This window comes from Microbacterium sp. UBA3486 (assembly GCF_002377845.1).
GTDB classification, from domain to species: Bacteria; Actinomycetota; Actinomycetes; order Actinomycetales; family Microbacteriaceae; genus Microbacterium; species Microbacterium maritypicum_A.
Genome location: NZ_DFQP01000039.1, coordinates 1 through 11,209 on the forward strand (window position 1 = coordinate 1; position 11,209 = coordinate 11,209).

At 68.0% G+C, this 11,209-nt stretch carries 10 protein-coding genes; all 10 read left to right on the plus strand.

Annotated features, from left to right (window positions below; all coding sequences use genetic code 11):
- Positions 1 to 1,257, plus strand: a 1,257-nt coding sequence (mltG, locus tag B2869_RS04800; RefSeq protein WP_292763324.1) for an endolytic transglycosylase MltG, incomplete at its 5' end; no start/stop codon positions are given.
- A gap of 4 nt (positions 1,258 to 1,261) precedes the next feature.
- Entirely contained in the window at positions 1,262 to 2,074 is an 813-nt protein-coding gene (locus tag B2869_RS04805; protein ID WP_292763326.1) for a shikimate dehydrogenase, read from the plus strand.
- Positions 2,075 to 2,138: 64 nt separating this feature from the next.
- Complete coding sequence (aroC, locus tag B2869_RS04810; RefSeq protein WP_292763328.1) at positions 2,139 to 3,368, plus strand: chorismate synthase; 1,230 nt, start codon at positions 2,139 to 2,141, stop codon at positions 3,366 to 3,368.
- Positions 3,352 to 3,870, plus strand: a complete 519-nt coding sequence (locus tag B2869_RS04815) for a shikimate kinase (protein WP_136024908.1) — start codon at positions 3,352 to 3,354, stop codon at positions 3,868 to 3,870. The genes aroC and B2869_RS04815 overlap by 17 nt, the downstream gene beginning before the upstream one ends.
- Positions 3,867 to 4,955, plus strand: coding sequence for a 3-dehydroquinate synthase (gene aroB, locus B2869_RS04820; RefSeq protein WP_292763331.1), 1,089 nt, complete (start codon positions 3,867 to 3,869; stop codon positions 4,953 to 4,955). Before B2869_RS04815 ends, aroB begins: the two co-directional genes overlap by 4 nt.
- A complete protein-coding gene (gene aroQ, locus B2869_RS04825) occupies positions 4,952 to 5,389 on the plus strand; it encodes a type II 3-dehydroquinate dehydratase (protein WP_292763333.1) in 438 nt (145 codons plus the stop codon). Before aroB ends, aroQ begins: the two co-directional genes overlap by 4 nt.
- Positions 5,390 to 5,444: 55 nt before the next feature.
- Positions 5,445 to 6,005 (plus strand): elongation factor P, encoded by a 561-nt coding sequence (gene efp, locus B2869_RS04830; protein ID WP_021200619.1) that lies wholly within the window; start codon positions 5,445 to 5,447, stop codon positions 6,003 to 6,005.
- A 3-nt stretch (positions 6,006 to 6,008) separates the two neighbouring features.
- Complete coding sequence (nusB, locus tag B2869_RS04835) at positions 6,009 to 6,419, plus strand: transcription antitermination factor NusB (RefSeq protein ID WP_021200618.1); 411 nt, start codon at positions 6,009 to 6,011, stop codon at positions 6,417 to 6,419.
- Between the two features lie 107 nt (positions 6,420 to 6,526).
- Positions 6,527 to 9,487 carry a DEAD/DEAH box helicase gene (locus tag B2869_RS04840; RefSeq protein WP_292763337.1) on the plus strand — a complete coding sequence of 987 codons (2,961 nt, stop codon included), beginning with the start codon at positions 6,527 to 6,529 and terminating at the stop codon, positions 9,485 to 9,487.
- Between the two features lie 81 nt (positions 9,488 to 9,568).
- Positions 9,569 to 11,146: a Rieske 2Fe-2S domain-containing protein gene (locus B2869_RS04845; RefSeq protein WP_021200616.1), complete on the plus strand. Its 1,578-nt coding sequence runs from the start codon at positions 9,569 to 9,571 to the stop codon at positions 11,144 to 11,146.
- Positions 11,147 to 11,209 lie beyond the last annotated feature (63 nt).

Sequence of the window (11,209 nt, forward strand, 5' to 3'; positions counted from 1 at the left end):
CCGTCGCCGACACCCGTTCGCGCCTCGGCCGACGCCGCAGAGACTCCCACGCGTGTTCTCCCGCGGGTGGTGGCCGCGGCGGCCACCGGTCGCACCTCGGCAGCGGCCGAAACGCCCGAACCGGCGATCGGCGGCGGGCTCGACGATCTGTTCGCCCCGCACGACGACAATGTTCCCGCGGCGCCGAAGAAGAAGCGCCGCAAGGGCTGCCTGATCGCGCTGATCATCGTGCTCGCCGTGCTCGGCGGCATCGCGGCGGGGGGCGCCTGGGCCTGGAACACCTATGGCGACAAGATCAGCGATGCCATGGGCTGGGGCGAGTCGAAGGACTGGGAGCCCGGTCTCGCGAACGGCGAAGCCCTCGTCACGATCAAGCAGGGCGACACCGGGGGGCCGGTGTCGACGGCGCTCTATGAGGCCGGCGTCACGAAGACCGAGGACGTGTTCTACGACTACATCGTCGAAGAGAACCTCGCGGTCACGTTCTATCCGGGCGTCTACCGCCTGCAGAAGAAGATGACGGCGGAGGCCGCCCTCGCCGCGCTCAAGGACGACGCGAACAAGATGGCGAATGCCGTCTCGGTCTCCGAGGGGGGCACGATCGTGTCCTCGTTGCCCGGCATGGCCGAGACCCTCGGGCTTCCGCTCGCCGACTTCGAGGCTGCGGTCCAGGACCCCTCGGCCTACGGCGTGGACGCGCCGAGCCTGGAGGGCTGGCTGTTCCCCGCAGTGTACGAGTTCGATCCCGGGGTCACCGCACCTCAGGTGATCCAGCGGATGGTCGACCGCACCAGAGAGTCGCTCGACGCGGCAGGAGTACCGCCGGCGGATGCCGAACGAATCCTGACGATCGCCTCGATCATCCAACGCGAGGGCCGTCTCGACGACTTCGCGAAGGTGTCCCGCGTCATTCAGAACCGTCTCGACATCGACATGAAGCTGCAGATGGATTCGACCGCCCAGTACGGCTACGGGTCGCTGCACGAAGGCGTCGTGTCGAGCTCGAAGGAAGCGCTCGAGGACGACAACGAGTGGAACACCTACGTGCGCACCGGCCTGCCGGCGACACCGATCGCCAGCCCGAGCGACGCGGCCATCAAGGCGGCGATGCAGCCGGCTGACGGCCCGTGGCTGTACTTCGTCACGATCAACCTCGCCACGGGGGAGACCCAGTTCTCCGAGACCATGGCGGAGCACGAGCAGGGCATCGAGAAGTGGCGTGAGTGGTGCCGTGCGAACCCCGACGGCGGCTGCTGAGACGGTGACGCGCTCACGGTTGGCGGTCTGGGGCGATCCGATCGCGCACTCCAAGTCGCCGGAGCTGCATGCGGCCGCCTATCGTGTGCTCGGCCTGGACTGGGAGTACGGAAGGCGCCGGGTCTCGGCGGAAGGGTTCGCCTCGGCGATCGCCGAACTGGACGACACCTGGCGTGGTCTCTCCCTCACGATGCCGTTGAAGGAAGAGGCGTTCCGCGCGGCGGCGACACGGGATCGTCATGCGCAGCTCACGGGCGCCGTCAACACGCTCCTCCTGGGAGAAGAGCCGGCCGGGTTCAACACCGATGTCGGAGGGATCGTCGATGCCCTCGCCGAGGCGCACATCGCCGAGGTCGAACGGGTCCGGATACTCGGGGCCGGGGCCACCGCGGCATCGGCTCTCGTCGCCGCAGCCGAGATCGGGGCCGCGCGCGTCGACGTGCGTGCTCGGCGCGCTGCTCCCGCGGCGGCGCTGGTGGATCTCGGGGAGCGGCTCGGCCTCATCGTGGAAGTACGCGCGTTCGATGCGCCTGCTCCGGCCGTCGAGCTGACCGTGGCCACCCTGCCCAGCGGCACGGCTCTCCCCGCGGAGATCGCCTCGGTGCTGTCGTCGAGTGGCGGCTCGCTCTTCGACGCCGCCTACGCCCCGTGGCCGTCAGCTCTCGCGATGACCTGGAGCGAGGGCCCGGCCATCTCCGGACTCGGCATGCTGCTGCATCAGGCCGTGCGCCAGATCCGCATCTTCCGGCACGGCGATCCGACGATGGAGCTCCGCGACGAGGCTGCGGTGATCACCGCGATGCGCGCCGCGCTCTGAACCGAACCGCTCGCTCGACGAAACGCGGCGCTGCGGGGGTGTGAACCCGTGGGAGACTGGAGCAATGCTCCGCGTGCTCACAGCCGGCGAATCGCACGGCCCAGAACTCATCGCCGTCATGGAGGGTCTGCCCTCCGGCGTCCCTGTGTCCTCCGAGGCCATCCAGGCCGATCTCGCCCGTCGCAAGTTGGGCTACGGCCGCGGCTCGCGGATGAAGTTCGAGCAGGATGAGCTCACGATCTCCGGCGGTGTGCGCCACGGCCGGAGCCTCGGCAGTCCGATCGCGCTGCGCATCGGCAACACCGAATGGCCCAAGTGGATCGAGGTCATGAACCCCGAGCCCGTCGAGCTCACGGACAAGTCTCGCGGACGCAGCGCGCCTCTCACGCGTCCGCGTCCAGGGCACGCCGATCTGGTGGGCATGCAGAAATACGACTTCGACGAGGCGCGTCCGATCCTCGAGCGTGCGAGCGCCCGCGAGACGGCCGCTCGTGTCGCGTTGGGAGCGATCGCCCGCTCCTTCCTCGGTGAGCTCGGGATCCGTCTCGTCAGCCACACGTTGTCGATCGGCCCGGTGCGCGTACCCGAGGGTTCCGCGCTGCCCACGCCGGATGACGTCGAGGCGCTGGACGCCGATCCGCTCCGGTGCTTCGACGCGGCGACTTCCGCGCTGATGGTGGCCGAGATCGACGACGCCAAGAAGGACGGCGATACGCTCGGCGGGATCGTCGAGGTCCTCGCGTACGGGCTGCCTCCGGGACTCGGCTCCCACGTGCACTGGGACCGACGCCTCGACGCGCGTCTGGCCCAGGCCCTGATGAGCATCCAGGCGATCAAGGGTGTCGAGGTCGGCGACGGCTTCGAGACCACCCGTCGTCGCGGCTCGGCCGCGCACGACGAGCTCTTCGCGACCGCCGACGGCATCACGCGCGGATCCGACCGTGCCGGCGGCACCGAGGGCGGCATGTCGACGGGCACCGTCCTGCGCGTGCGTGCCGGCATGAAGCCGATCGCGACGGTGCCGCACGCGCTGCGGACGATCGACATCGCGACAGGAGACGACGCCACCGCCCACCACCAGCGCTCCGACGTATGCGCGGTACCAGCCGCCGGTGTGGTCGCCGAGGCGATGGTCGCGGTCGAGCTCGCGAACGCCGTGCTGGAGAAGTTCGGCGGTGACAGCATCCGGGAGACGCGACGGAACCTCGACGGGTACCTGGCGGGCATCCCTGCCGAGCTGCGCACGACCCCCGCGTCCGAGGCGGCGCTCATCGCGCATGACGAGCGGGGCTGATCCGCTGACGCTGGTGCTGGTCGGCCCGATGGCCGCCGGCAAGACCAGCGTCGGCAGACGCGTCGCCCGTCGGCTCGGCGTCGCGTTCATCGACACCGACAAGCGCATCGTGGCCGCTCACGGACCCATCGCCGGCATCTTCGAGGCCCACGGCGAGGCGCACTTCCGTGCCCTCGAGCGGGCGGCGGTGGCAGAGGCCCTCGCCGAGGGCGGGGTGATCTCCCTCGGTGGCGGGGCGGTGACGGAAGCGGCGACCCGGGAGCTGCTGGCAGAGCACCCGGTCGTGTTCCTGACAGTGAGCCCCGACGCGGTGGCCGACCGGCTCCGTGGGAGCAATCGTCCGCTGCTGGCGGGGGAGGACCCCCTGGAGCGCTGGAAGAAGATCTTCGAGGAACGTCGGGGGTGGTACGCCGAGGTGTCATCGGCGACCTTCGACACCTCACGTCGTCCGATGCAGAAGATCGCGGACGAGATCGTGGCATGGAGGAGAGAGCAGCGATGAGCACGACGACCATCAGCGTCACCGGTAGCGACGCCTACGACATCACGATCGGACGGGGGATCCTCGAACGGGTCTCGACTGCGCTGGCTCCGGGGGTGCGCAAGATCCTGGTCGTGCACCCGCCGACGCTGGCCGCACGGGCAGCCGAGCTGCGCGATCGCCTGCTCGCCGATACCGCGGACGGGCCGCGTGAGGTGCTGCTCGCGGAGATCCCGGATGCGGAGCAGGGCAAGCGCATCGAGGTCGCGGCCTTCTGCTGGCAGGTGATGGGGCAGGCCGACTTCACGCGCAGTGACGCCGTCATCGGCTACGGCGGCGGCTCGGTCACCGACCTCGCCGGCTTCGTGGCGGCGACGTGGCTGCGCGGTGTGCAGCTGATCCAGGTGCCGACCACGGTCCTCGGCCTCGTCGACGCGGCGGTCGGCGGCAAGACCGGGGTGAACACGGCGGAGGGCAAGAACCTCGTCGGTGCGTTCTGGGCGCCGCGCGCCGTCGTGGGCGACCTCGACGAGCTCGCGAGCCTCAGCCCGAACGAGGCGACCGCCGGTTTCGCCGAGGTCGTGAAGGCCGGATTCATCTGGGCGCCGGAGATCCTCGACATCGTCCAGGCGGATCCCGCTCGTGCCGTTGACCCCACGACGGACGAGTTCCGTCGTGCCATCGAACTCGCGATCGCGATGAAAGCCGAGGTCGTCTCGGACGACTTCCGGGAGGCGGGCCTGCGGGAGATCCTCAACTACGGCCACACCCTCGGACACGCTATCGAGCACGCAGAGCGATACCGCTGGCGTCACGGCGCCGCGATCTCGGTCGGCATGCTGTACGCGGCCGAGCTCTCGCGTCTCGCCGGACGCCTCTCCGACGCCGCGGCCGAGCGTCATCGCACCATCCTCGAGTCGCTGGGGCTTCCGACCTCGTACCGCGCAGGAGCCTGGCCGCAGCTGCTCGCCACGATGCAGCGCGACAAGAAGAGCCGCGGCGGAATGCTGCGCTTCATCCTCCTCGACGACATCGCGAAGCCGACGGTGCTGCAGGCCCCGGACGAATCGCTGATGTTCGCCGCCTACCAGGAGGTCGGCGCGTGAGCCGGCGCATCCTCCTGGTCAATGGACCCAACCTGAACCTGCTGGGTTCGCGCGAACCCGAGGTGTACGGCACGGCCACGCTCGCCGACGTGGAGCGCATCACCATCGCCGCCGCTGCAGAACACGACTTCGAGGTGCGTGCGGTGCAGAGCAATCACGAAGGGGTGCTGATCGACGCGATCCACGCCGCCCGTGAGGACTGCGCCGCGATCGTGATCAATCCCGGCGGACTCACGCACACGTCGGTGGTGCTGCGCGACGCTCTCACCGGAGTCTCGCTGCCGTTCGCCGAGGTGCACATCTCCGATGTGTACGCCCGGGAGGAATTCCGGCACCACTCCTACCTCGACGACGTCGCGGCCGTGCGCGTCGTCGGACGCGGTGTCGACGGCTACGCAGACGCCGTGCGGCAGCTCGCAGCACTCATCCCTTAGAATCGACTGTCGGTCTCGTCCGACCCCGCAGACTCACGAACGGAACTCGCAGCGCATGGCATCTACCGCAGACATCAAGAACGGCGTCGTCCTCAGCATCGACGGGCAGCTCTGGAGCGTCATCGAGTTCCAGCACGTCAAGCCCGGCAAGGGTGGCGCCTTCGTGCGCACCAAGCTGAAGAACGTCGTCTCGGGTAAGGTCGTCGACCGTACGTACAACGCCGGCGCCAAGATCGAGATCGAGAACGTCGATCGCCGCGACTACACGTACCTGTACACCGATGGCGACGGTTACGTCTTCATGGACCAGACCGACTTCGACCAGATCACGGTCGGCGCCGCGACGGTCGGCGACGCGAAGAATTTCCTGCTCGAGAACCAGGCCGTCACGATCGCCCTGAACAACGGCAACCCGCTCTACATCGACCTCCCGGCGTCAGTGGTCCTCGAGATCACCTACACGGAGCCCGGCCTGCAGGGCGACCGCTCGTCGGCCGGCACCAAGCCCGCCACGCTCGAGACCGGCTACGAGATTCAGGTGCCGCTCTTCGTCGAGGCCGGCACCAAGGTCAAGGTCGACACCCGCACGGGTGACTACCTCGGCCGCGAGAAGTAAGGCGTGAGCGCCCGGACGAAGGCGCGCAAGCGCGCTCTCGACATCCTGTTCTCCGCCGATGTGCGCGGGGACGACCTCGCGGTCACGCTGGCCGCCGAGGCGAAGCGCGCCGCGAGCGAGCCCGCCCGCGAGGCGTCCTGGCTCTACGCCCGCGAGATCGTCGACGGCATCATCGACTCGCGCGATGAGATCGACGAGCAGATCACGACGCACAGCCGCGACTGGAAGCTGGAGCGGATGCCCGCGGTCGACCGCGCGCTGCTCCGGATCGGCGTGTGGGAGATCCTCTACAACGACGACGTTCCGACGGCTGTCGCGATCGATGAGGCCGTGGAACTCGCCAAGGAGTTCTCGACCGATGACTCCGGCGCCTTCGTGCACGGCGTCCTCGCGCGAGTCGCCCGCGCCGCCTGATCCGTCCGACCGGAGAAGCGGTCGGCCCTCTCACCGTCAGCGGTATCAGTGTCCGCGGCGTCGCTTTCGGTGGTGTCGCTGTCGGTGGTGTCGGAGAGGATGGCCCTATGTCGCTCCCTCATGATGCTTCCCGCGCGGAGCGTCCGTCATCCGCTGACTGGCGGATCATGCTCGGCGCCGGACAGGGGAGTGCCGAGACGGCTCTCGCGCTCGGTATCGAACTCCGGTTGCGCGATGGTCGTGGTGCGAATCCGTGGGCCTCGCGCCCGCAGCGCACCGCTACTGCGCGCGACGTCGGGAAGCGCTCCGGCGAGATCCTCCTCGGGATCCGTCCGCTCGAGAGGAGCGCAGCGACGGGGGCCTGGGTGCAAGGAACAGCCACGTGGGATGCGGTGCGTCGGTCACCGACGCAGTACGGGCGTGATCGCTCGCGGTGGTTCGCCGATCTGCTCAGCATCGCCCGCGACACACTGCTCTCCGGCACAGCCGGGGACTGGCTGGTCGCCGATCTGATCGAATCCGGACTCTTCTGGCGACACCTGCGCGCGGGCGCCGAAGTCGGCATCCCCCTCGTCGCCACGCAGAAGAGCACGACCGTGATCCTCGCCGACCGCGCCGAGATCCGTGCGACCATCGGACGCGACGACGCGGGCGGCCTCCTCGTGCGCCCTGACGTCATGATCGATGGAAGAGAGGCGGACCCGGCCGGCGTGCGAACCATCGGTCACAGCGGGCTGTACGAAGTCGAGCAACGCGGTACGACCATGCGTGTGACTCTCGCCGAGGTGCCGATCAGTGCCCCGGTGCACGCGCTCCTCGGCGCGGGGGCGGGCGTGGAAGTCCCGGCGCATGACGAAGCCGCGTTCTTCCGCGACGCCTACCCGCTGCTCGGCCGCCGCATCGAGGTGCGTCCGGTCGGTCGCGTCGAGCTGCCGGTGCTGCCCGCCCCCCGTCCGGTGCTCGAGCTGTCCTTCCTGCGCGGCGACACGGTCAGATACGCCTTCGAGTGGGAGTATCGCGGGTTCGGGCGGGTCCCGTTCGCTCCCGGAGGAGACGCCGTGCGCGACGCGGTCGCGGAGGAGATGCTCCGAGACGCGCTCCAGGCCGTCTGGATGGAGCAGCTGGGCGAAGATCTCGCTTCGGAGGGTTCCTTCCACGACGTCGCCGCCGCCGAGTTCGTCACCCGAATGGTGCCGGCGCTCGAGGCCGAGGGCGTCACGGTCTCCGTATCCGGTCGTCGCAAGAGCTATCACGAGCTCACGGGCGAGCCGCAGATCACCGTATCCACCGTCGAGAGCAGCGACCCCGACTGGTTCGACCTGGGAGTCCTGGTAAAGATCGACGGGCGCACCATCCCGTTCGAACCGCTGTTCACGGCGCTCAGCAAGGGCCGCAAGAAGCTCCTCCTCGTGGATGGCAGCTACTTCTCCCTGAACCATCGAGCGCTCGATCGTCTCCGGGAGCTCATCGACGAGTCCGGCGACCTCGACGAGTGGGAGACCGGTCCACGGATCAGCCGCTACCAGACCGACCTCTGGGAGGAGTTCGAGGACCTCGCCGATGAAGCCGTTCCCGCCGTCGCATGGCGGGCGATCGCCGACGGACTCCGCCGCGCCACCTCGGTGCCCCCAGTCGCTGTGCCATCGGGCATCACGGCCGAGCTCCGTCCCTATCAGAAGGAGGGTCTCGACTGGCTCGCCTTCCTGTGGAGCCATCGCCTGGGAGGCATCCTCGCCGACGACATGGGACTCGGAAAGACGCTCCAGCTTCTGGCGCTCATCGTGCACGCTCGCGAATCAGGGGAGAAGCGTCCTTTCCTCGCGATCGTCCCCACGTCGGTGCTCGCCACGTGGCGCAGCGAGGCTGAGCGCTTCGCTCCCGCGCTCCGTGTGATGCTCCGGGGGAGCACCCAGGGGCCACCGCTCGACGGCAGCCTCCGAGAGGTCGACCTCGTCATCACCACCTATGCCGTCGCCCGTCTGGATGAGATCGAGTACGCCGCTGTCGAGTGGGCAGGGCTCATCCTCGACGAGGCGCAGTTCGTGAAGAACCCGGCGACCAAGCTGCATCGTGCTGTGGCCTCGTTCCGTGCGGACGTGACGTTCGCGGTCACCGGCACCCCGATGGAGAACAGCCTCAGCGAGCTGTGGGCGCTGCTGAAGCTCACCGCTCCCGGCCTGTTCGCCTCTGCGCGGAAGTTCCGCGAACACTACATCCAGCCGATCGAGCAGGGAAAGGTCCCGGAGAACGAGGAGGGGGGCACCTATCGGCAGCGACGCCTCGAGCAGCTGCGGCGGCGCATCCGTCCCCTGCTGCTGCGACGGACGAAAGAGCTCGTGGCCCCCGACCTCCCGGCGAAGCAGGAGCAGATCCTCGAGGTCGAGCTCAGCTCGTCTCATCGCGCGCTCTACGACGTGGTCCTGCAGCGCGAACGGCAGAAGGTGCTCGGACTGCTGGAAGACCTCGATCGCAACCGCTTCATCGTCTTCCGCTCGCTCACACTGATGCGCATGCTCAGCCTTGCCCCCGGGCTCATCGATCCGGAAGACGCCAAGATCGGCTCGCGCAAGCTCGACGTGCTGCTCGAGCGGGTGATCGAGCTGCAGGCGGAGGGGCACCGGGCGCTCGTGTTCAGCCAGTTCACCTCGTTCCTCGACCTGGCTGCGGCGCGCCTCGATGCCGCCGGCATTCCTTATGCGCATCTCGACGGGTCGACACGTCACCGGCAGAAGGTCGTCGAGAGCTTCACCTCGGGGGAGCAGCCGGTGTTCCTCATCAGCCTGAAGGCCGGCGGCTTCGGCCTCACGTTGACCGAGGCCGATTACGTCTTCCTGCTCGATCCGTGGTGGAACCCCGCAGCCGAGGCGCAGGCCGTCGATCGCACACACCGCATCGGTCAGGACAGCCAGGTGTTCGTGTACCGCATGATCTCCACCGGCACGATCGAGGAGAAGGTGCTCGACCTGCAACGCCGCAAGGCCCGGTTGTTCACCGCCGTGCTCGACGACGAGGCGCTGTTCGCGCAATCGCTCTCCGCCGACGACATCCGCGGGCTGTTCGAGGGCTGACCGGAATACTCACGGCCGGGTCGACCGGGCGTTCAGGGAGCCGTCGGTACAATCGAACGGTTCACTTTCGGGAGGAATGCAATGCGGATCACGGGACTCGGCCACGCCGGGATGTTCATCGAGACGGTCGGCGGGAACATCATCTGCGACCCGGTCCTCGGACCCTCGTTCTACGGATCCTGGTTCCCGTTCCCCGACAACCGAGGCCTGGACTGGGAGCGTTTCGGGCGTGAAGCCGATTTCCTCTGGATCTCGCACCGGCACCGCGACCACTTCGACCCGCGGCTCCTCGAACGCTACATCCGCAAGGACATCGAGGTGCTGCTTCCGGAGTACCCGACCGATGACCTCGAGAAGGACATCCGGGCACTCGGCTACACGAACATCACGTACGCCCCGGCCGGGCAGGTGATCCAGCGCGGCGAGCTCAAGATGATGATCACGCCGCTGCGAGCCCCCAGCGACGGTCCGATCGGTGACTCCTCGCTGAGCGTCGACGACGGCACCGGCTCGATGCTGAACCAGAACGACTCCCACCCGCTCGATCTCGAGAAGCTGCTCGATTTCGGCAAGCCCGACGCCTACTTCACTCAGGTGTCCGGCGCGATCTGGTGGCCCATGGTCTACGACCTGCCTCTCGATGCCAAGCAGAACTTCGCCCGTCTCAAGCGCGAAGCGCAGAACAAGCGCGCCATGTACTACATCGAGAAGGTCGACGCTCCGCACGTCTTCCCGATGGCGGGCCCGCCCATGTTCCTGCGTGACGACCTGTTCGACTTCAACGGTCTCGGGAAGAACGGCGAGTCGATCTTCACCGACCAGAAGCAGTTCCTCGCGCACATGAAGGAGCTGGCGCCGCAGTACGACGGGCAGCTCTTCATCCCCGGCACGGTCGTCACGGTCGAGGACGGATCCGTCACGAGCGAGCAGACGCTCTACACCGAGGCCGAGATCTCCCACATCTTCGATGAGAAGTGGGACTACCTCGAGGAGCAGCGGGCGAGCCGACAGCAGGAGATCCGCGACGAGGAGGCTTCTCGTGCCGCGATCATCCCGCCCGCCGAGATGCTCGAGGCGATCAAGAACTGGTGGGAGCCGCTGCTGAAGAAGTCCCGCACGATCCGACTCGGCGTCGGCGGGTGCGTGCGCTTCCGCATCGGCGAGCTCGACATGGTGGTCGATTTCCCCCGCGCGAAGGTCCGGGAGTATGCCGGGGAGGAGTGCATCTACTGGTACACCATCCCCGCAGACCTGGTCTCGACGAACATCGTCGATCACGAGATCGACTGGTCGAACTCGATCTTCCTCTCGATGCAGTTCTCCGTGGGGCGCAGCGGCAAGTTCAACGAGTTCCTCACCACGTTCCTCAAGTGCCTCTCCGTGGATCGGATCGAGTACGTCGAGAACTGGTACCAGGAGCAGACCGACCAGACCGAGGATGCCGAGATCGGCGACTGGGTCGTGCAGCGCCGGTGCCCGCACCTGCGTGCCGACCTCACCCGCACGGGCACGGTCGACGAGGACGGCATCCTCACGTGCAGCATGCACGACTGGAAGTGGGACCTGAAGACGGGGCGCTGTCTGTCGACCGCCGGTCACCCGATCCGTTCCTCCAAGATCGATGAGGTCACCGACCCCGTGCTGCAGGAGGCCAGCTGATCCGCCGGAGTCCCCGCGCTCCGATAGACTGACATCACAAGCAACCTTTAACACCGTCCTGTG

Coding starts and splice junctions, on each gene's coding strand:
- aroC (WP_292763328.1), top strand. CDS start 2,139: ATGCTCCGCGTGCTCACAGCCGGCGAATCGCACGGCCCAGAACTCATC.
- B2869_RS04815 (WP_136024908.1), top strand. CDS start 3,352: ATGACGAGCGGGGCTGATCCGCTGACGCTGGTGCTGGTCGGCCCGATG.
- aroB (WP_292763331.1), top strand. CDS start 3,867: ATGAGCACGACGACCATCAGCGTCACCGGTAGCGACGCCTACGACATC.
- efp (WP_021200619.1), top strand. CDS start 5,445: ATGGCATCTACCGCAGACATCAAGAACGGCGTCGTCCTCAGCATCGAC.
- B2869_RS04840 (WP_292763337.1), top strand. CDS start 6,527: ATGTCGCTCCCTCATGATGCTTCCCGCGCGGAGCGTCCGTCATCCGCT.
- B2869_RS04845 (WP_021200616.1), top strand. CDS start 9,569: ATGCGGATCACGGGACTCGGCCACGCCGGGATGTTCATCGAGACGGTC.